This window comes from Nakamurella sp. GG22, from assembly GCF_052976845.2.
Genome location: NZ_JBRIIO020000011.1, coordinates 53,362 through 73,676, shown reverse-complemented (window position 1 = coordinate 73,676; position 20,315 = coordinate 53,362). Strand labels below are relative to the sequence as shown.

Annotated in this window: 20 protein-coding genes; 8 read left to right on the top strand and 12 right to left on the bottom strand. The window is 68.8% G+C overall.

Annotation, left to right across the window (positions count from 1 at the left end; genetic code table 11):
- The first annotated feature begins 90 nt into the window (after positions 1-90).
- Positions 91-2,562 carry a phosphoketolase family protein gene (locus tag ACVBEQ_RS12770; RefSeq protein ID WP_447153679.1) on the top strand — a complete coding sequence of 824 codons (2,472 nt, stop codon included), beginning with the start codon at positions 91-93 and terminating at the stop codon, positions 2,560-2,562.
- Between the two features lie 115 nt (positions 2,563-2,677).
- Here the strand turns inward: ACVBEQ_RS12770 and ACVBEQ_RS12765 are convergent, their stop codons facing one another.
- Positions 2,678-3,091 (bottom strand): DUF7144 family membrane protein, encoded by a 414-nt coding sequence (locus ACVBEQ_RS12765; protein WP_447153678.1) that lies wholly within the window; start codon positions 3,089-3,091, stop codon positions 2,678-2,680.
- Between the two features lie 253 nt (positions 3,092-3,344).
- Between ACVBEQ_RS12765 and ACVBEQ_RS12760 the strand changes: the two genes are divergently transcribed.
- Entirely contained in the window at positions 3,345-3,668 is a 324-nt protein-coding gene (locus ACVBEQ_RS12760; protein WP_447153677.1) for a DMT family transporter, read from the top strand.
- Between the two features lie 60 nt (positions 3,669-3,728).
- On the opposite strand, the gene ACVBEQ_RS12755 is transcribed toward ACVBEQ_RS12760, so the two are convergent.
- Positions 3,729-4,673: a phosphoribosylaminoimidazolesuccinocarboxamide synthase gene (locus ACVBEQ_RS12755; protein WP_447153676.1), complete on the bottom strand. Its 945-nt coding sequence runs from the start codon at positions 4,671-4,673 to the stop codon at positions 3,729-3,731.
- A gap of 10 nt (positions 4,674-4,683) precedes the next feature.
- Positions 4,684-6,768: a M3 family metallopeptidase gene (locus tag ACVBEQ_RS12750; RefSeq protein WP_447153675.1), complete on the bottom strand. Its 2,085-nt coding sequence runs from the start codon at positions 6,766-6,768 to the stop codon at positions 4,684-4,686.
- Positions 6,769-6,855: 87 nt separating this feature from the next.
- Between ACVBEQ_RS12750 and ACVBEQ_RS12745 the strand changes: the two genes are divergently transcribed.
- Positions 6,856-8,427, top strand: a complete 1,572-nt coding sequence (locus tag ACVBEQ_RS12745) for a serine/threonine-protein kinase (protein WP_447153674.1) — start codon at positions 6,856-6,858, stop codon at positions 8,425-8,427.
- Between the two features lie 22 nt (positions 8,428-8,449).
- Here ACVBEQ_RS12745 and ACVBEQ_RS12740 read toward each other — a convergent pair whose 3' ends face one another.
- The gene (locus ACVBEQ_RS12740) at positions 8,450-9,397 is read right to left on the bottom strand and encodes an SAP domain-containing protein (protein WP_447153673.1); all 948 of its coding nucleotides are present in this window, start codon (positions 9,395-9,397) and stop codon (positions 8,450-8,452) included.
- A gap of 465 nt (positions 9,398-9,862) precedes the next feature.
- Entirely contained in the window at positions 9,863-10,141 is a 279-nt protein-coding gene (locus tag ACVBEQ_RS12735) for a GlsB/YeaQ/YmgE family stress response membrane protein (protein ID WP_447153672.1), read from the bottom strand.
- A 322-nt stretch (positions 10,142-10,463) separates the two neighbouring features.
- On the opposite strand from ACVBEQ_RS12735, the gene ACVBEQ_RS12730 reads away from it, so the two are divergent.
- Both ACVBEQ_RS12730 and ACVBEQ_RS12725 read left to right on the top strand, forming a co-directional pair.
- On the top strand, positions 10,464-10,991 hold the full coding sequence (locus tag ACVBEQ_RS12730) for a DoxX family membrane protein (RefSeq protein ID WP_447153671.1): 528 nt from the start codon (positions 10,464-10,466) through the stop codon (positions 10,989-10,991).
- A 126-nt stretch (positions 10,992-11,117) separates the two neighbouring features.
- On the top strand, positions 11,118-11,663 hold the full coding sequence (locus tag ACVBEQ_RS12725; RefSeq protein ID WP_447153670.1) for a hypothetical protein: 546 nt from the start codon (positions 11,118-11,120) through the stop codon (positions 11,661-11,663).
- 298 nt (positions 11,664-11,961) lie between these two features.
- Here the strand turns inward: ACVBEQ_RS12725 and ACVBEQ_RS12720 are convergent, their stop codons facing one another.
- From ACVBEQ_RS12720 to purB, 3 genes are all read right to left on the bottom strand, one after another.
- Entirely contained in the window at positions 11,962-12,336 is a 375-nt protein-coding gene (locus tag ACVBEQ_RS12720) for a hypothetical protein (RefSeq protein ID WP_447153669.1), read from the bottom strand.
- 348 nt (positions 12,337-12,684) lie between these two features.
- Positions 12,685-13,548, bottom strand: coding sequence for an amidohydrolase family protein (locus ACVBEQ_RS12715; protein ID WP_447153668.1), 864 nt, complete (start codon positions 13,546-13,548; stop codon positions 12,685-12,687).
- A gap of 15 nt (positions 13,549-13,563) precedes the next feature.
- Complete coding sequence (gene purB, locus ACVBEQ_RS12710) at positions 13,564-14,940, bottom strand: adenylosuccinate lyase (protein WP_447153786.1); 1,377 nt, start codon at positions 14,938-14,940, stop codon at positions 13,564-13,566.
- A 329-nt stretch (positions 14,941-15,269) separates the two neighbouring features.
- Here purB and ACVBEQ_RS12705 point away from each other — a divergent pair, with 329 nt between their 5' ends.
- From ACVBEQ_RS12705 to ACVBEQ_RS12695, 3 genes are all read left to right on the top strand, one after another.
- Positions 15,270-15,896 carry a LysE/ArgO family amino acid transporter gene (locus ACVBEQ_RS12705; RefSeq protein ID WP_447153667.1) on the top strand — a complete coding sequence of 209 codons (627 nt, stop codon included), beginning with the start codon at positions 15,270-15,272 and terminating at the stop codon, positions 15,894-15,896.
- A gap of 164 nt (positions 15,897-16,060) precedes the next feature.
- Positions 16,061-16,375 carry a PadR family transcriptional regulator gene (locus ACVBEQ_RS12700; RefSeq protein ID WP_473163176.1) on the top strand — a complete coding sequence of 105 codons (315 nt, stop codon included), beginning with the start codon at positions 16,061-16,063 and terminating at the stop codon, positions 16,373-16,375.
- Complete coding sequence (locus ACVBEQ_RS12695) at positions 16,372-16,794, top strand: hypothetical protein (protein WP_447153665.1); 423 nt, start codon at positions 16,372-16,374, stop codon at positions 16,792-16,794. Before ACVBEQ_RS12700 ends, ACVBEQ_RS12695 begins: the two co-directional genes overlap by 4 nt.
- A gap of 119 nt (positions 16,795-16,913) precedes the next feature.
- Here the strand turns inward: ACVBEQ_RS12695 and ACVBEQ_RS12690 are convergent, their stop codons facing one another.
- Genes ACVBEQ_RS12690 through ACVBEQ_RS12675 form a run of 4 tightly spaced genes read right to left on the bottom strand, consistent with a single transcriptional unit; the run spans position 16,914 to position 20,250 of the window.
- The gene (locus ACVBEQ_RS12690; protein WP_447153664.1) at positions 16,914-18,206 is read right to left on the bottom strand and encodes a D-arabinono-1,4-lactone oxidase; all 1,293 of its coding nucleotides are present in this window, start codon (positions 18,204-18,206) and stop codon (positions 16,914-16,916) included.
- Positions 18,203-18,703 (bottom strand): GNAT family N-acetyltransferase, encoded by a 501-nt coding sequence (locus ACVBEQ_RS12685; RefSeq protein ID WP_447153663.1) that lies wholly within the window; start codon positions 18,701-18,703, stop codon positions 18,203-18,205. The genes ACVBEQ_RS12690 and ACVBEQ_RS12685 overlap by 4 nt, the downstream gene beginning before the upstream one ends.
- A gap of 3 nt (positions 18,704-18,706) precedes the next feature.
- The gene (locus ACVBEQ_RS12680; protein ID WP_473163175.1) at positions 18,707-19,729 is read right to left on the bottom strand and encodes a hypothetical protein; all 1,023 of its coding nucleotides are present in this window, start codon (positions 19,727-19,729) and stop codon (positions 18,707-18,709) included.
- Complete coding sequence (locus ACVBEQ_RS12675) at positions 19,726-20,250, bottom strand: SigE family RNA polymerase sigma factor (protein ID WP_447153661.1); 525 nt, start codon at positions 20,248-20,250, stop codon at positions 19,726-19,728. Before ACVBEQ_RS12675 ends, ACVBEQ_RS12680 begins: the two co-directional genes overlap by 4 nt.
- Between the last annotated feature and the right edge of the window lie 65 nt (positions 20,251-20,315).

Genomic DNA, 20,315 nt, shown 5'->3' with positions numbered 1-20,315 from the left:
CGCGTCTTCTTTTGGACACCCGGGTAGGACAAGCTGGGGTGTGACGTCCCGGGCTCGCCGTGACGTGCTCACCCGCACGAGGAGTTCTTTGTGACCGATACGGCAGTCCAGAACCATTCAGTGACCAGCACGGCAACGCTCTCGCCCCAACAGCTCGCCGACCTGCATGCCTGGTGGCGGGCCGCCAATTATCTGGCCGTCGGCCAGATCTATCTGCTCGACAACCCTTTGCTCCGCCGCGATCTCGTTTCCGATGACGTCAAACCAAGACTGCTGGGCCATTGGGGAACCACCCCCGGGCTGAACTTCATCTACGCGCACCTGAACCGCATCATCCGCGAGCAGGACGTCAACGCGATCTTCCTCGCCGGGCCTGGACACGGCGGACCCGCCGCCGTCGCGAGCGCCTACCTGGACGGCACGTACAGCGAGGTGTACCCGCGGATCACCTCCGACGAGGAGGGTATCCGCAAGCTCTTTCGTCAATTTTCGTTCCCCGGCGGCATCCCCAGCCACGTCGCCCCGGAGACACCGGGATCGATCCACGAGGGCGGCGAGCTCGGCTACGTGCTGTCTCATGCCTACGGCGCGGCGTTCGACAACCCCGACCTGGTGGTTGCGGCGGTGGTCGGCGACGGCGAGTTCGAGACCGGTCCGCTCGCGGCGTCATGGCATGCCAACAAGTTCATCGACCCGCTGCACGACGGCGCGGTGCTGCCGATCCTGCACCTGAACGGCTGGAAGATCGCCAACCCGACCATTCCGGCCAGGATCACCCGCCCGGAACTCGAGGCGCTGCTCACCGGCTACGGCCACGAGGTCTTCACCGTCGAGGGCGACGACCCGCAGATCCTGCACGAGACGATGGCCACCACGATGGACGCGGTGCTCGCCCGGATCCGGGACATCCAGGCAGGTGCGCGGGAACGCGGCGAGACCGAGCGGCGCCCGTGGCCGATGATCCTGCTGGTCACCCCGAAGGGCTGGACCGGGCCCAAGATGATCGACGGCCTGCAGTACGAGGGAACCTGGCGGTCGCACCAGGTCCCGCTCACCGGCACCAAGGACAACGACGACCACCGCAAACTGCTCCAGGAGTGGATGGAGTCCTACCGGCCCGAGGAGCTGTTCGACGACAACGGGAAGGTGATCGACTCGATCAGTGCGCTCGCCCCGGCCGGCGACCGCCGGATGAGCGCGAACCCGCACGCCAACGGTGGCCTGCTGATGAAACCGTTGGTGCTGCGCGATTTCCGCGAACGCGGCGTCGAGGTGACCGCGCCCGGCGCTTCGATCCACGAGCCGACCCGGGTGATGGGCCAGTACCTGCTCGACGTGATGACCGACAACCTGGAGAACTTCCGGATCGTCGGACCTGACGAGACGGCATCGAACCGGCTGGACGCCGTCTACGCCGTCACCGACAAGGTCTGGCAGGGCGAGATCCGGCCCGAAGACGAGCATCTGGCCCATACCGGCCGGGTCGTCGAGATCCTCTCCGAGCACACCTGCCAGGGCATCCTGGAGGGCTACCTGCTGACCGGCCGGCACGGCCTGTTCTCCTGCTACGAGGCGTTCATCCACCTGGTCGACTCGATGTTCAACCAGCACGCGAAGTGGCTCAAGGTGACCCGCGAGATCGGTTGGCGGCGGCCGATCCCGTCGTTGAACTACCTGCTGACGTCACACGTATGGCGGCAGGATCACAACGGCTTCTCGCACCAGGACCCGGGTTTCGTCGACCACGTCATCAACAAGAAGGCCGAGGTCGTCCGGGTGTACTTCCCGCCGGACACCAACACCCTGCTGTCGACCACCGAGCACTGCCTGGCCTCGGTGAACTACGTCAACGTGATCGTCGCCGCGAAACAGCCGTCGTTCGACTGGCTGACGCCGGATGAGGCGGGCGACCACTGCGCCCGCGGCCTGGGCATCTGGGACTGGGCGTCCAACGACAACGGCGACCCCGACGTGGTGATCGCCTGCGCGGGTGACGTTCCGACGCTGGAGGCCCTGGCTGCCGTCAGCATCCTGCGGGACCGGCTGCCGGAGTTGAAGATCCGGTTCGTCAACGTGGTCGACCTGATGCGTCTGCAGGACAAGAGCGAGCACCCGCACGGGCTGTCGGCCCGTGACTTCGACACCCTGTTCACCGTCGACAAGCCGGTCGTGTTCGCCTACCACGGGTACCCGACGCTGATCCACCGGCTCACCTACCGGCGGACCAACCATGCCAACATCCACGTCCGCGGCTACAAGGAGGAAGGCACCACCTCGACGCCGTTCGACATGGTGATGATGAACGACATGGACCGGTTCCATCTCGTCATCGACGTCATCGACCGGGTGCCGTCGCTGCGGTCCTCGGCGGCGCTGCTGCGTCAGGAGATGGTGGACGAGCGGGCGGCCGCCCGGCGGTACACCCGCCAGTACGGCGACGACATCCCGTCGGTCCGGGACTGGACCTGGGGCGGGTCGACCGGTTCGGGCGAGGGCCCGGCGGCGCCGTTGTCGGACACCAGCGCGGACTTCAGCCCGGAGGTCGAGTCGGCCAAGAGCTGACCCGCGCAACGCCGAGATTCCGGTCGTCGCAGGACGACCGGAATCTCGGCGTTGGGAGACATGGACCCGATGAAGACGACAGGTGGGCGCCACAGTCGCCCACCTGCCGAGTCGTTCACACCTTGACGACGTCGCGGCCGTGCGCGGTCAGCGCCCAGATCACGAAGATGTCGAGTGCGATGATCAGGATCGACCACAGCGGGTAGTACGGCAGCCACATGAAGTTCAGCACTGCGCTGATCCCCACCACGATGACGCCGACCACCCGCGCCCACACCGCGCCGGTGAAGAGCGCGAAGCCGGCGAGCGCGATCACGATGCCGCCGAGCAGGTGGACCCAGCCCCACGCCGTGATGTCGAACTCGAAGGTCCACTTCTCGCCGACGACGTAGAACTCGTCGTTGAACAGGGCGACCATGCCCTGGATGGCATGGAACACCCCGATCATGATCATGAGCGCGCCGGCGAAGACGGTCAGACCGACCGCGGCGCTGCTCGGAGGACTGCTGGTGCGTTGGTCGGTGACCATGGGAATCTCCTTCGCGGGGCGGACAACCTACCTCCCCAGCGTGCTCGTCCGGCCCGTTGCCGGCACCACTCGTGCGGGATGAGACCAGGCGGCCGGACCCGCGAAAGTGCTTCCCGCGGCGCCTGTCGCGGCTCGCGGTCTCATCCGTTGCGGATGACATCGGTCGGTCCCCGCCGGTGCTGCGGCACTGCGAACGGTGGCGCTCGCGGGTTCAATGGCCTGTGCCGATCGGGGACCTGAAGGAGGACGAGTCGTGGCCTGGTTCGTACTGGTGTTGTCCGGTGTTCTCGAAGCAGGGTGGGCCCTGTCGCTCAAGGCCTCCGACGGCCTGTCCAAGCTGTGGCCATCGGTGTCGTTCGTGGTGCTGCTGATCGCGTCGATGGCCGGTCTGATGTTCGCGCTCAGGACGCTGCCGGTCGGGCCCGCGTATGCCGTGTGGGTCGGCATCGGTGCGGTCCTCACGGCCGTTGTGGGCATGGTGGCCTTCGACGATCCGGTCTCGGCGGTGACCATCGGTTCCATCGCGCTGATCATCGCGGGAGTCGTCGGACTGCAGTTGGCCGGTGCCGGCCACTGATCCGGCAGGTCCGTCCGCGGGCGACCGCACGGTCAGCCTCCGACGTTCAGCCGATGACGGTCAGCCCGGCCAATCCGCGAACGAACGGCCCGAGATGCGTTCGTACGCCTCGATGTAACGTGCCCGCGTCGCGTCGACCACCTCGTCGGGCAGGGCGGGCGGCGGGGCGTCGGACGCGCGATCCCAGCCGGACGCCGGCGACGTCAGCCAGTCCCGGACGTACTGCTTGTCGAACGACGGCTGCACCCGGCCGGGCTCGTACCCGTCGGCCGGCCAGAACCTGGACGAGTCGGGCGTCAGCACCTCGTCGCCGAGCACCATGGCGTTGCCGAGCATCCCGAACTCCACCTTGGTGTCGGCCAGCAGCAGCCCCCGGCTCGCCGCGTGGTCGGCGGCCCTGGAATACAGCGCCAGCGTGAGCGCCCGCAGCTGCTCGGCCCGCTCGGCGCCCACCGTCGTCACGACCGCATCGAAGGACACGTTCTCGTCGTGCTCGCCGATCTCGGCCTTCGTCGCGGGCGTGAAGATCGGTTCCGGCAGTCGCGAGGCCTCGATCAGACCGGCCGGCAGGGCGATGCCGCAGACCGCACCGGTCCGTTGATAATCGGCCATGCCGGACCCGGTCAGGAATCCCCGCGCGACGCACTCCACCGGCAGCATGTCGAGCCTGCGGACCAGCAGTGCCCGGCCGGTCGCCTCCCGGGGGATACGCGGATCGTCAACGGCGACAACATGGTTCGGCACCAGATCGGCCAGCAGGTCGAACCAGAAGACGCTCATCGCGGTGAGCACCCTGCCCTTGTCCGGGATCGGGTTGGGCAGCACGTGGTCGTAGGCGCTGATGCGGTCGGAGGCAACCATCAGCAGCAGGTCGTCGTCGATCTCGTACAGGTCGCGGACCTTCCCGGACGCCAGGTGCCGGTAGTCGCTCAGCGCGGCTCCACCTGTGGCCTGTGTGTCGTTGCCGCGGCGGGGATCGTTGCCGGGATCGGGAGTCCCGTTCATGGCGCGCCCGTCATGCCGCGCCGTCCAGCCCGCGGCGGCGCAGCAGCGGCTCGATCCGCGCGTCCCGTCCGCGCACCGACCGGAAGGCGGCCATCGAGTCCACCGAGCCGCCGACGGACAACAGCCTGCGGCGGAACAGGTCTCCGTTCTCCCGGCGCAGACCGCCGTTCTCCTTGAACCATTCGACGGTCTCCGCGTCGAGCACCTCGGACCAGATGTAGGAGTAGTAGCCGGCCGAATACCCGCCCGAGAAGATGTGCTGGAAGTAGGTGGTCCGGTACCGCGGCGGGACGAGCGGATGACGAATCCCGGCGTCGGTCAGGATCTGCCGTTCGAAGTCCTGGACGTCGGTGATCACCGTGTCCGGCGCGATGCGGTGCCACCCCTGGTCCAGCACCGTGGCGGCGAGATACTCGGTGGTGCCGAAGCCCTCGCCCCACTGCTCGGCCGCGCGGATCTTGGCGACGACGTCCGCGGACAGCGGCTCACCGGTGTCGACGTGCCGTGCGTACTGCTCGAGAATGTCCGGCCACAGGATCCACATCTCGTTGACCTGGCTGGGGAACTCGACGAAATCCCGCGGGACGTCGGTACCCGACAGCCTGGGATAGCGGACCTGGGAGAACAGTCCGTGCAGCGCATGACCGAACTCGTGGAACAGGGTGCGCACCTCGTCGAGGGTCAGCAGGGCGGGTTCGCCGTCCGGCGGCCGCGGCACGTTCAGCACGTTGACCACCACCGGCGCGAGATCGAACAGGAACGACTGGTCGACGAAGTTCGTCATCCAGGCCCCGCCGCGCTTGCCCTCCCGCGCGAAGTAGTCGCCGAGGAACAGGCCGATGGTCGAGCCGTCGGCGTTCCGCACCTCCCACACCCGGACGTCCGGGTGGTAGCCGGCGAGGTCGGTACGGGGCACGAGTTCGATGCCGTACAGCTGACGGGCGGCCGCGAAGACACCGTCCCGCAGCACCCGCTCGAGGTCGAAATAGGGCCGCAGGGCCGCGGTGTCGACGTCGTAGCGCTCGGCGCGGACGCGCTCGGAGAAGTACGCCCAGTCCCACGGCTGCAGCTCGACGCCGTCCTTCGCCGCCACCGCGGCGAGCAGTTCGGCCTCGGCGTCGGCGTTGGCCATCGCCGGGCCGACCAGCTTCGCCAGGAATTCGTCGATCGCCGCGCTGGTCTTGACCGTCTGGTCGGCCACCTTGGCGTCGGCATGGGTGGCGAACCCGAGCAACCTGGCCCGCTCGGCGCGGACCGTGGCGATCTCGATCGCGACCGGCCCGTTGTCGTGCTCTCCCGCGCTCGCCCTGGTCGTCGATGCCTCGAACAGCCGGCGGCGGACGTCACGGTTGCGCAGCACGGCCAGCAGCGGCTGCCCGGTCGGCAGCACCAGGGTGATCGCGTACTTGCCGGCGTGTCCGCGTGCCGCAGCCGCACCGGCGGCCGCCGCCACCGCGTCGGGACTCGCCCCGTCCAGATCGTCGGCTAAGTCGAGCAGCAGGACCGCCGCCTCGGTGGCCTGCAGCAGGTTCTGCTGGAAGCGGGTGGAAAGGGTCGAGAGGCGCTGGTTCAGTCCGGCCAGCCGGGTGCGCCCGTCATCGTCCAGACCGGCCCCGGCGAGAACGAAGTCGAGGTGGTAGCGCCGGACCAGCATGGCCGACTCGTCGTCGAGAGCGGGCTCCTGCTGCTCGTCCTCGAAGACGGCCGCCACCCGTGCGAAAAGACGGGGATCCAGCTTCACCGAGTCCGAATGCGCCGTCAGCAACGGGGCGTACTCCGACTCGATGGCGCGCAGCGCGTCGGTGGAGTTCGTCGACGTCAGGTTGAAGAAGACCGCCGACACCCGCTGCAGGGTCTGCCCGGACCGCTCCAGCGCAACGATGGTGTTCTCGAACGTGGCCGGGTCCGGGTTGGCGATGATGGCGTCCACCTCGGCGCGGTGCTCGGTCATCCCGGCCTCGAATCCCTCGGCGAAATGCCGGTCGGTGATCCGGCCGAACGGCGGCAGGGCGAAGGGCAGGTCGGACGGTTCGAGCAGTGGGTTGGCGCCGTCCGGCGCGCGCACGCTTACCCGGGTGAACTCCGATTCGGGCATCGGATCTCCTCTCAACAGTCGACCAGTCCATCACAGCCACCGGCAGGTCCCCCGGCCGCCCGGGAGCAACCCACTAGTGTGATCCGCGTGGGAGCCGACGACGACGAACCTGCCGGCGACGCCGAGTCGGACCCCGCAGCCACGCATGCCTACCGGCCGATCGGACCCCAGGAATCCGAACCTCCCGCGACGCAGGCCTTCGACCCCACCGCCACCCAGGCCTTCGACCCGGCGGCGACGCAGGAGTTCGATCCGACAGCGACGCAGGGATATGACCCTTCGGCGACGCAGGGATCCGACCCGGCGGCCGCGGCGGGACCGGGCACCGATCCGACGCCGGACATCGTCCCCGGGATCGTGCTGGACAACCGCTACCGGCTCGAGGAGTTGCTCGGCCGCGGCGCCACCGCTGAGGTATACCGGGCCACCGACGAATTGCTCGGCCGCTCCGTCGCGGTCAAGGTGTTCCACCGCGGCATCGGTGACGCCACCACCGTCGCCCGTCAGCGCACCGAGATGCAGGTGCTGGCCAAACTCCACCATCCGCACCTGGTCACCGTGTACGACGCACGGCTGGGCGTCGACCACGGACCCGGGGCCTCCGGTGACGACGACCTGACCTACCTGGTGATGGAACTCGTCCAGGGCGGCACGCTGGCCAACCGGATCACCCCGAACGGGATGCCGCCCGCCGATGTGGCAAGGGTCGGCGCTGCTGTCGCGGGCGCGCTCGCGGCCGTCCACAGCTACGGGCTGGTGCACCGCGACATCAAGCCGGCGAACATCCTGATCTCGCGGACCGGGGAAGTGAAGCTCAGCGATTTCGGCATCGCCAGGGAGCTGGAAGCCGAACGCCTGACGTCGGCCGCCGACGTCATCGGAACGGCCGCGTACCTGAGCCCCGAGCAGGCCAGGGGCGCCCAGGTCGGGCCGCCGACGGATGTGTACGCGCTCGGGTTGGTCCTGCTCGAGAGCCTCACCGGGCGGCGCGAGTACCCGGGCAGCGCGGTCGAATCCGCGGTCGCCCGGCTGCTCCGCGATCCGGTGGTGCCACCGACCCTCCCGGGTTCGTGGCCGACGCTGCTGCGCGCGATGACCCAGTCGGAGCCCGCAAGGCGGCCGACGGCGGCGGAGGTCGAGGCGGCGCTGACCGGCCGGGCAGAGGTCGTCGCGGCTCCGCCACCGGCGACAGCCACACTGCCGCAACCGGTTCCGGTCATCGCACCACCGCCGGCAGCGAAGCCGAAACCTTCGGCCGGCCGGACCTTCCTGATCACGCTGCTGATCCTGGCCGTCACGGCCGGCATCATCGTCGGGATCGTCGCACTGCTGCAGCAGAACAGCGGCACCACACCTCCGCAGGTGACGACACCGGTCACCAGCAGCCAGGTGGGCCCGTCGGTGGTGACCACCACCGAACGGACGACGGAGATCTCGACGCCGCCGACCACCGAGACGACGCCGACCACGCCGACGACGGAGACGACGCCCACGACCACGGAAACCACTCCGACGACCGAAACGACCCCCACGACCGAGACCACGCCGACGACGGAGACGCCCCCGACGACGTCCGAGCCGACCACGCCCCCGACGACGGAAGCCCCGGCACCGGGCGCAACGGTCCCTTCGACGCCGGAGACTCCCGACAGCGGCTGACGCTCGCTCCGGTCAGCCGCGATCAGCCCGTCGCGAGCCGCTCGCGCAATTCGGCGACATTTCCGGACTTGGGCAGCCCGCGCTTGACGAGTTCTTCCTGCAGTTGCGGCTTCGTCCAGCCGTCGTACGCGTCCGCCTTCTTCGCTTTGCGAGCGGGCGCGGCCTTTTCAGCGGCAGGCTTCTCCGCGGCAGCCTTTTCGGCGGCGGGCTTGTCCTGCACCGGCTTGTCCTGCACCGCAGCGGTTGTCGCCTTCGCCTCGGCAGCCGCCTTCTCGGTCGGGGCCTTCTCGGTCTGGGGGCCGGCCTTGGGGGTGTCGGCCTTCGGTGCGGGCGCGGCGGCGGCGGGCGCCGCCGGCTTGAAGGACGCCGGCACGGCGTCGGCGGCCGACTTGGCGGCGGTCGCAGCAAGACCGGCGAGCGGCTTGCTCACCGCCGCGGCCTGCTCGCGAGCTGCCTCGAGAATTGCCTCCGCCTGCTGACGGGCGACCTGCAGGACGGCCTCCGCCTGCTCACGCGCCGCCTTGCTGGCCGCCTCGGCACGTTCCCGCGCTCCTTCGAGGATGGATTCGGCCTGCTGACGGGCGGCCTCGGTGCGGGCCTCGATCTGTTCGCGGACCGCCTCGGCTTGTTCCCTGATCGCCTCGGCCTGATGCCGGGCGGCCTCGGTCCCGGCCTCGACCTGACCCCGGACCGTTTGTCCCGCTGATTCGAGTTCATCCCTGGCGGCTTCACCGACCCGCTCGCTCATGCCCAGCATCCGCTTGGCGAAATCGCGCTGACCCTCGAGCATCTTCTCGGCGAAGTCGAAAACCTGGTCGATCACCTGATCGGGCTTCGGCGCATTGGCGGGAACGTCCCCGACCTTGCCGAATGCGTCCTGGGTGATGCGCGTCCACGTCTCGACCGCATCGACGGCCTGGGCCTGTGTCGAGCGGACTGCCGCAGCGAATTGTTCCTGGGGCGAGGACATGGCATTCCTTCCGGTTGACACCACAATCCGGGAGGACTGCGGTGTGATTGTCACGCGAGCAACTGGTGGATCACACGGTATCGACAATCCCGTCACCGCGACACAGCGCACCACGCGGCGGGATGGCCAACTGTGGCGCGGGCTCCGGTGCAGTCGGTCGAGATGCCCGAAACGTTGTGCAAACAAGCACATCTCGCGGCTTCCAGCGACCAGACCGACTGTGTCCGAGACCCGACCGCGACCGGGCTCCGCATTTCGGCAACAGCCCGTCCGACGACGGGGTAATTCGGCGAGCCGGATTCGTTGCACGGTCGACTCTCGCCGCGCGGGCCGAGGTGCGGCGATGTCATCCAGCTCAGGCGCGATGCAAACGCGATGCAAAAGAGCCCCGGCCGAGTCGGCCGGGGCTCTTTTCAGGATTGCCGCGTTGCGGAGCGCTCTCGGGCGCACCGCTCGCATCACAGGTCAGGAGCGGATGCGTGAACGCCCACCGAACTTGATCCACAACAGCAGCACGATGACCGCGCCGATGATGGAACCGATGATTCCGGCCGGCTGGAAGAAACCGTCCTGCGCATCATTGCGGAACAGCAGGTAGCCGAGGAATCCACCGACGAACGACCCGATGATGCCGATGACGATGGTCATCGGGATCGACAGGTCCTGCTTTCCCGGTACGAGCAGTCGCGCCACAGCGCCGGCGATGAGCCCGACGACGAGCAGGCTGATGATGAGACCGAGCATGGTGCATTCTCCCTAGGAGTGTGTGGTCCACGGCCGCGTTGGATCAGGGCCGTGGGCAGACGGACAGGAATCGCCCGCTTGCTGAGCGTTGGTATCCAGCACCACGGTCGGTCAAACATGACTGCGCCGAATGATCGTTCCGGCCCGTTCGGCGGGCGTCCTCGGCAGGTCGATCGGCGGGCCGGGCGCGGAACGTGGGTGCGCGTGGGCACTGACCGGGTAACAGGTGCACACCTACCGCAGCCAGCGTGACCCCCGCCACAGCGGCACACTCAGGCCCGGTGCAGGATGACGGGCATCCCGAGAGCGAAGGAGCCCACCTATGGCGTCCCTGTCCAGCGATCTTTTCCGACTGGTCGTCCGAGTAGGTGTCGGTGGCGTCCTCGCCCTCGACGGATATCAGAAGATCCAGATCTGGTACCGCGGCCGGGCGACCGCCTCGGAAGCAGCGGCGGATCCGGAGATCGCGACGACGACCGGCGGACGGCGAGCCGGCCTCGCATCCGGGCTCGGCCAGGCGGTGGGCGGCGTCATGCTGATTCTCGGAGTGGCGACCCCGGCGGCCGGCGCTGCGGCGGCGAGCAGCATGGCGCTGACCGCAACCGCCAGCGCGGACGCCGCCGCGCACACCGGCCGGTCGATCAAGGGCGGCTTCGAGGTACCCGCCGTGCTCGGTGTCGCGGCCGGCGCCCTGGCGCTTCTCGGGCCCGGACGGATTTCGGTCGACCACCTGCTGGGTAACCGATTGGCCAATCGGCCGGCGGCGGTGTCCTCGCTGTTCAGTACAGCCTCGACCCTCGCCGTTGTGCTGCTCCGCAGGCAACGTGCGGCGGCCGCCGCGCGCTCCTGACGGGGCCGGCATCGACGGGCGGTGGGCACGGTCACACCTCGCGTTAGCTCAGTTAGCAAGAATGTGCGCTAATCTTGCTAACAGGCGCCGGGTTCCCGGCACCGTCTGACGTTGAAGGAGTTCCCCATGGCTACCGCCACCAAGGCCGCGCAGAACGGCACCGCCGCCACCGAGGCAGCGGTTGCCCAGGTCAACGACACCGTTGCGAAGGCAACAGCCGCCGCGAGCGACATGGTGCACCGCACCGCAGATGCACTGGCGCCCGTCGTCAAGTCCGCCGAGGCCCGTATCGCCGAGCTGACCGAGACGATCACCGCCGAGGTCAAGAAGGCCGAAGCCAAGACGCAGGAGCTCATGGAGACCTTCGCCGAAGAGGTCAAGAACGCAGAGGCGAAGACCCAGGAGCTGACCGCCGTCTACGCGGAGGAGATCAAGAAGGCCGAAGTGAAGAGCCGCGAGTGGAGCGAGTCCTTCACCTCCCAGTTCGCCCAGGTCGCCAGCCAGTCGCTGGACACCTACCAGCAGGCCGTGCAGCGCTACCTCGACGCGACGATCCAGTTCGTCGACGCCATGAAGAACGACTCGATCAGCGACCTGACCCGGCGCAACGCCAAGGCCGTCACCGACATGGTCGACGCCTCGGTCAGCCAGGCTCGCGGGCTGGTCAAGTAATCCTGGTCAAGTAGTCCTGGTCAAGTAATCCTGGTCAAGTAGTCCTGGTCAAGTAGTCCTGGTCAAGTAGTCCTGGTCAAGTAGTCACAGCCGGATCACCGGCAAGACCTGAAGGGATGGATGGCGCCGTCCGTCCATCCCTTCGGCTTCATCCCGCCCGATCGATCTGCCCCCGGGCCAAGATCACGAGCGGTGCACCAAGCTTTTACAGCCGAATCCCCCTTCCGCCCGCGGGCAGAAGGGGGATTCGTCGTACCAGGGCCGTCACTCAACAGCAGGCGAACTCAGGGCAGCGAACTCATGACAGGTGGAAAACAGCCTCGTCGACCAGCGATCCGATGCGCTCCGCTCGCAGCTCGTCCCAGGAGTCGCCGCGCGGCGCCGGCGCCTGCACCCGGATCGCCTTCACCGGAGCCGATTGCCGACCGAATCCGTCGCGTTGCCAATTGCCGCAGCGGACCCACCCGATTTGCTGGAGCGCCTCGTCGGCGGCCTCGTCGTTGGGCGCCTCCATCGGGGTATCGCTGACCCGGATGCCCCCGCAATCCAGCACAAAGACCGCGCCGCGGAATTGTCTTTCGGCTGAACCATTACCCTGGAACACCGGCCAATCCATGCAGAAGGATGTGGCATCTTCCTGAACCGCGGTGAATACCGGGCTTTGATCCGTCATGCTTCCTCCCCTAACCGGCGCTGGCGCCGGGAGTCGATGTCGCCAACAGGGTCGTGTCGCCAACAGAGGCAGTGCCTGTTCCGGAAACCGATGCAGGCAGAGCCCCTGTCACAGCAGGGTTGTCAACAGCAGGATTGTTGCGGAAAACGCCGACGTTTTCCTGTTCAGTCCGGCCTACGCGCGGTCATGCGACCGAACGACCCCGAGCAGGACTGATGATTTCTTCGGCGACGATTCCGCTGGAGCGGTATTGCGACTGATGAGACGTGACCCGTGCGGGCCTGACCAAGAGCGGTGTTGGCAAAACACTACTGCACTTGTCCCTGCACGAGAAGATTGCGGCAATCATCACCCTCGTGTTACCCCTCCACGAACGGATGATCTTCGGAGAGCATGCTCGACATCAGTCACAGAATGCGATGCAACTGCCGGCCGGTACAGGGCGAGAGCGTTTCCACACAGCACACGGTCATGATCGGCCGGGTCCAGCGCCGCGGTGATCAGGTTCAGATCCCCGACCTGGAACGGTCGCGGGGCCCGCGTGCCGGGTAGATCGGTGCCGAACATCAACGCACCGGGATGTGCCCGATGGATGCTGCGCAGCGTCGCGACGACATCCAGATCGGTCCGGGCGAAGCCGGTCGCCTTGACCGATGCGCCGGCCCCGGCCAGCCGGAGCAGCTCCGGCAAGCCGTCCGTCGTCAGGCCCAGATGATCGATGCTGATCCGCGGCAGCCGATCGAGCAGCGGCCGTAGTTCGGCGAGATCGGCGTTGCGGACGTAGAACTCGCTGTGCCAGCCGGCGATCGCGTACGCGCGGCGGCTCAGCTGCTCGATGTCGTCAAGCCGGACGGTCGCACCGCGAACCAGGTTGAACCGGACCGCGCGGACGCCCGCGTCGTGCAGGGCGGTGATCTGGTCGTCGGGACAATCGGCCGGCAGCTGGGTCACGCCGATGAAGCCCGAGCCGAGGGTGCGCAGCGCCGCGATCAGGTAGGACTGGTCGAACGCCTGGAACGAGCCGGAGACCACGGCCCCGCCGATGACGGGCAACCTCCGGACGCTCGCCCGGTAGTCCGCGCAGCCGAACGGCTCGGGAAGGAAACCCTGGTTCTCGACCAGGGGGAAGCCCGGATCGACGATGTGCAGGTGGCTGTCGAAGAGCCGGCGGGGCTGCCGGGTCTGGTCAGTGATCGCGTCAGGTGCCGTCACGTCACACCGGTCGGGTCAGAGGATGGCGCCCGGTCGGTAGCCCGCTGCCTCCGGATGCGCGGACACCACCTCGGCGACCCGCTCCAGCACCTGCGTCACCTGCTGGCCGGCGAGTCCGGTGAACGACAACGGATCGGCGAGCAGCGCATCGAGATCGGCGCGGGACAGCGGCAGCCGGTCGTCCGCCGCCAACCGGTCGAGCAGATCGTTGTCGACCTGACCCTTCTCGCGCATGGCAAGGGCAACGGCCACGGCATGTTCCTTGATCGCCTCGTGCGCGGTTTCCCGCCCCACACCCGCGCGGACCGCGGCGATCAGCACCTTGGTGGTGGCCAGGAACGGCAGGTACCGCTCGAGTTCGCGGTCGATGACGGCCGGGTAGGCGCCGAAGTCGTCCAGCACCGTCAGGAAGGTCTCGAACAGGCCGTCCATCGCGTAGAAGGCGTCCGGCAGCGCGACCCGCCGCACCACGGAGCAGGAGACGTCGCCCTCGTTCCACTGCGACCCGGCGAGTTCCCCGGCCATCGAGGCATAGCCGCGGATGATGACCGTCAGCCCGCAGACCCGCTCGCAGGAGCGGGCGTTCATCTTGTGCGGCATCGCCGAGGATCCGACCTGCCCCGGCTGGAAACCCTCGGTCGCCAGCTCCGCCCCTGCCATCAGCCTGATCGTGGTGGCCAGCGAGGACGGCCCCGCCGCCAGCTGCGCGAGTGCCGAGACGACCTCGTAGTCCAGCGACCGCGGGTACACCTGTCCGACACTGGCGAACACCGCGCCGGACGGCGAGAACTCCTGCACCACAGCTTGTTCCAGTTGAGCGACCGCTTCGGCGGAGCCGAGCAGATCCAGCATGTCCTGCGATGTGCCGACCGGTCCCTTGATGCCGCGCAGCGGGTACCGGTCCAGCAGGTCGGAGACCCGGTAGTAGGCCTGCAGCACCTCGTCGGCGGCCGAGGCGAACCGCTTCCCCAGCGTGGTGGCCTGCGCCGGGACGTTGTGCGAACGGCCGGCCATGACGAGGTCGGAGAACTCCGCGGCCCGTCGGCCGAGCCCGTCCAGGACTGCGACGCACCGGTCGCGGACCAGCTGCAGGGATGTGAGGATCTGCCACTGCTCGATGTTCTCGGTCAGGTCGCGGCTCGTCATGCCCTTGTGCACCTGCTGATGACCGGCCAGCGCGTTGAACTCCTCGATCCGCGCCTTGACGTCGTGCCTGGTGATTCGCTCCCGGGCCGCAATGGACGCGAGGTCCACCTGATCGACCACCGCCTCGTAGGCGGCGATGACGCCGTCGTCGATCTGCACGCCGAGCGCCGTCTGGGCCCGGAGAACGGAGAGCCACAGCCGGCGCTCCGCGATGATCTTGTCCTCCGGCGACCAGATCGCCACCATCTCCGGCGAGGCGTACCGCTGGGCCAGCACGTTCTCCACTGCACGTTTGCTCACCGGTCGATTGTCCCAGCCGCGGACGCCTGGCTTTCACCGAACCGGTGCCTGGCAGAGGCGGCCCGGATCACCGCCGAGTGCCAGGCAACGGTTCAATCAACGGCGCCCGACCACACGGCGAGGAGACCTCCGGCGTTGAGGTCGAGCCGAGGGTTTTCGTTTGCCCGCCGGACGGGGACCCGTCAGCATCTCGGGATGCCCACGCCGAGCACCCAGCCGCCCGCCGCCCTCGGGCAGGCGCGGCGGCGGTGCCGGCGATCCGTCTTCGGCCCAGGGTGACCGCCGCCCTGGTTGCCGGCCTGCTGGCCGGGTACGGCATCGCCATCCCGGTCGGCGCGGTGGCCACCTATCTCGTCTCCCTCACCGCGCGGACGTCTGCTCGGGTGGGCGCGGCCGGGGCGCTCGGAGTGGCCAGCGCCGACGGTCTCTACGCGATGCTCGCCGTCATCGGCGGGGCGGCGTTGACCGACGTGATCACCCGCATCGCCACCCCGCTGCGCTGGGCGTCCGCCGTCGTGCTGCTCGTGCTGGCCGCCCGCATCGCCTGGACGGCAATCCGCGACCACCGTTCCGGGGAGCTGGCGCCGACCGGTCCCGGGCGCCTGACGGCCGGCCGCGCGTATTCGTCCCTGCTGGGCATCACGATGCTCAACCCGGTCACCGTGCTGTACTTCAGCGCACTGGTGCTCGGCAGCAAGGCGAACAGCCTGGGTGGTGCCGGGGCATCGGCCGTCTTCGTCATCGCGGCCTTTCTCGCGTCGGCCAGCTGGCAACTGGTGCTCGTCGGCGGCGGGGTGGCGCTCGGCCGGATGCTCACCGGACGCACCGGCCGGCTCGTCACCGGGCTGGTGTCGAGCGCGGTGATCATCGTCCTGACCGTGGCGTTGCTGCTGTCGGGCTGAGCCCGCGCCACTCCGATCATGGGCACCGGCGGCCCTGCTGTACTTCTCGGAGACACAGGCGACTCCGAGGTGCAGTGAAAGTCCGACCGGAGCGTGGCGGACGTTTGCCTCCACCTCTTGCTCCCCTAGGTAGAATAAGACGTATGGGTACGGACATGCCCAGGATGACTCTGGCGACACAGGCGGTGCTCCGCGCCTTGATCCAGGACCCTGCGGCTGAGCGTTACGGAATGGAGTTGTCCGCAGAGGCCGGACTGCCCAGTGGCACCTTGCATCCGATCCTGGCCCGGCTGGAAGTTCTGGGATGGGTGGAGAGCGCCTGGGAGAACGTTAATCCGCTGAAGGTGGGACGTCCGCGGCGCCGTTATTACCGGATCAGCCAGCACGGATTAGCCCTCGCCCGTGGCTCGCTCGCAGAGGCCTACGCTCGACGTGCTCGCCCGTTGGGCCGCTTGCGTCCGCTCGGGGAGACGTCGTGAACGAGTTGTCACCGGGATTCATCCGCACTCCTACCCCGATCGCGGCGGGGCTGATCGCGTTGAGCGTGCTACCGCTACCCGCGAAGCCCCGGGATCGATGGAGGGATGAGTACCGGGCCGAGATCGTCGGGCTGCCTTGGATCCGACAGGTTGCGGAGGCTGCCAGCGCGCTGGCCGGGGCGATCAACCTGCGCTCTGCCTTGCAGGCCGCTGAGGGGGACGAAGTCCTCGCTCCGACGAAGACCTTGTCATGCCGGCTCGGACGCCATCACTTCCGCACCGTCAACCAGGACAACCCGGAGAACCGGAAGTACCAGTTCCGCGAATGCATCTCCTGCGGAAAGTTCAAGGAAGGCCCCGGCGCAGACTTCCCGCGTAACGATCGACCCTTCATGGGCGGCGTCAGCCCATTGAGCTGACCGAAGATGCCATCAGCTTCGCCGCCGAACGGACGCCTGATCCCGCCCACATCTGGCCGGGGACGCCGAGCAGACTCAGGCAGGCTGCGGATGTGCCACCAAGGCGAAACAGTGATCGGTCAGCCGGTGAACACCAACCGATCAAGGTAGGCGTTGCGGAACACCCCGGTGGGATCCAATTCGGTGGCCAGCGCACGGAAGTCGGTGAGCCGGGGGTAGGCCGTGGTCAGCGCGGCAGCGTCGGCCGCGAAGAGCTTGCCCCAGTGCGGGCGCGGGTGGCAGTCCACGATGGCAGTCTCGATGTCGACCAGCAACGCCTCCACCGCCGGTTGCTCGCGTCGCCAGGTGAAGTGGAACGCGACGGTGTCGCGGCCGTAGGCGGGGCTCAACCAGAGATCGTCGGCTGCCACGGTGCGGATCTCGCAGACCTGCAGCAGCGGGGCGATCCGTGGGGCCATCTTGCGCAGCGCGGCGACCACCTCGGACGCGCGGTCCCGGGCGACCAGGTACTCGGTCTGCACCTCGTCGCCGTTGCTCGGGGTGAAGTCGAGCTGGAAATGCGGAAGCCGGTCGTGCCAGGGGCCGGCGATGCCGAACTGACCGGTGCAGACGTCACCGGGCAGACCGGGCAGGGGATGCCGGGCCACCGTCGCCGGAGTCGCACCGAAGAACGATTCCCGGACCCGCCCCGCGGAATCGAAAACTGCTGACCCGGAGTCGTTCTCGCCCATTCTGGTCTTGCACCAGACCTGCGTCACGGTGTCGCCCTGCAGGTCGGTGAACAGGCTGACGCTGTAGGCCGAGGACACGATGTCGGCGATGTGTTCCTCCAGCGCCGACCACGGGAGGTCCTCGAAGACGTCCTGCCGGACGTCGAAGGTCGGTTCGACGTCCAGCGTCACCCGGCTGACGATGCCGAGCGCGCCGAGGGAGACCACCGCGCCGTCGAAGAACTCTTCGCCGCGGGTCAGCGTCCGCAACTCGCCGTCCGCCAGCACGAATTCCAGCGCGCGCACCGCGCCGCCGAGCGCCTGATTCCGCACGCCTGATCCGTGAGTGCCGGTGGCGACCGCCCCGGCGACGCTGATGTGCGGCAACGAGGCCAGGTTCGGCAGCGCCAGGGACCGCGCTTGCAGGGCGGTGGCGAGCCGGCCGTAGTTGATGGATCCGGACACCGTGACGGTGCCGGTCCCGTCCGCCCCCGCATCGATCCGGATGTCGTCGGGAAGACCGGTGGTGTCGATGAGATCGCCAGGAGTGTCGGCGATGTCGTTGAAGCAGTGCCGGCTGCCCAGGGCCTTGGCGTGCTCTGCGCCCGCGACGATGTCCTGCAACTCGGCAACGGAGCCCGGCCGATGGAGCCGGGGCGCCTGGTAACTGTAGTTGCCGGACCAGTTGGTCAACGATGTCATCGCTTCAGGATCCACCGGACCTCGCCGTCGACGATGTGCGGGGTCGGCGCGAGACCCACCCGCCGCGCCACCGCCGCCGACGCCGCGTGCTCGGGATGCACGTGCGCCGTGATGACGTCGGCCCCCTTGACCCGGAGCCATTCGATCATCGCGGCGGCTGCCTCTCCGGCGAAGCCGCTGCCCTGCGCGCCGGTGGCGACCACCCACGCGACGTCCGCCGTCGTCCAGCCCTCCTCCGCCGTGACGGTGGCCTGGACGTATCCGACCGCGCGTCCGTCGTGGCGCAGGATCCAGTTCAGCCAGCACTCGCCGCCGTCCGCCGACCGGCCGGTCACCTGCCGGGCGTAACGCTGACGGAGCTCGTCGATGCCGGGCGGCTCGCCGCCGGTGAAGGCGTACAGAGCGGGATCGCCGAGCACCACGGACATCTCGTCGGCATGATCGACGCGCAGCGGTTCCAGCTCCAGCCGCGCCGTGCTCAGTGGTGCGGCGAGCACCCGCTATCCGATCGCGTCGAGCAGCGCCCCGGCGGCGGACTGCAACTGCGCGGTGGTCAGGCCGGTCGGCGCCGCTGGCACACCCGCTGACGCGGTCGGACCACCGACGGCCACCTCGAACCCGTCCCCGTAGGCGAAGGCCGTGACGGTTCCGGCCGCATCGGTGCCGACATACTCGCCCTCAGCCGACTGACCGTCACCCGCCGCGACGCATCGGCTGACCGCCTCGCCCGATGCGCGCGCGCAGGCTCCGGCTGCGGCCTTCGACACCCGCACGACCAGCTCGGTGCCCGGACCGGTGCCGGGCAGACTGGCCCCGGCGACCGGGTCCGCACCGCAGTCCTGCAGCAACGGCTGCGGTTTCCCGAACGCCCCGGCAGGCAGGGCTGACGTCAGGGCCGCGGCAGCCGTGGGACTCAATGCCGGCCAACAGGATTCTGCGGTGGTCGAGCCCGGCTCGGCGGCGTCCGGCTGCGCCTCGGCACTGCCCGCGGCACTCCCCGCCGCATCCGAATTCGCCCTGCCCGAACTCGCGTCGCCCGAATTCGCGCTGCCCGAATGTGCGCTGCCCGAACCGACGTCGGACGCCGCTGGGGCGGACAGATCCGCCGCGGGCGGCGCCGGAGCCGCCTGCATCGCCGCCTCCGTCGGCGCAGTGGCCGACTGGGAATCGGCGGCCGCCTCCCGGCCGCCGAGCGCCGATGTGTTGGTCGCTCCCGTGTTCAGGGTCAGCGGGATGACGACCGCTGCGACCGCCGCCACCGACGCCGCGGCGACCAGTGCGATCAGCCCGGTGCGGCGCCGGGGGGTCCCGGCGGCACCGCCGCCGATCACCCGCAACCCGCGCCGCGGCGCATCGTCGGCCGGCCGCTCGCTCTGACCGGCCTGGCCGGCCCGGGCCGCGGCGATGACCGAAGCCGCCGTCACGGTGCTGGGTGGGGCCTCCGGATCGTCCGCCAGGTCGGCGAGCAAACCGGCAAGCGTCTGTGCTTCGGGGTCGTCTCCCTGTCCGTCCCGCACCGTCATTCACCTCCCGATGTCGCCGTGCCGAGCCGGGCCAGCGCGGCCTTGAGCGCCGCGAGACCACGGGCGGTCTGCGACTTCACGTTGCCCTCCGAACACTCCAGCGCCGTCGCGGTGCCCGCGACGTCCATTCCCTCGTAGTACCGCAGCACCAGCACGGCCCGTTGACCCGGCGGCACCTCCTCCAGCGCCTGACGCATCAGCTGCCGGTCGACCACCCCGGACGCGATGTCCCCGGCGAAGCTCTCGTCCGACACCTCCGGCAGTGCCTCGACCGCCCGCTCCCGCCGCCAGGGCCGTCGCGACTCGTCGACCGTCGCCCTGACCAGGCACTTCCGCACGAAGGCATCGAGCGCGGCTCGATCACGGATCTGTAGCCACGCTCCGTAGAGCTTGACGAAGGCGATCTGCGTGAGGTCGTCGGCCCGGTGCCAGTCACCGCACAGCAGGTAGGCCGTCCGCCGCACCCGATCACGGCGCGCGGTGACGTACGCGGAGAATTCCGCCTCCTCCTCCGGACTCACCGAGCCTCCCGCTGTGATGGTTGGACGGACCGTGTCCGGTGGATGGTTGCACGGACCTCCCGCCC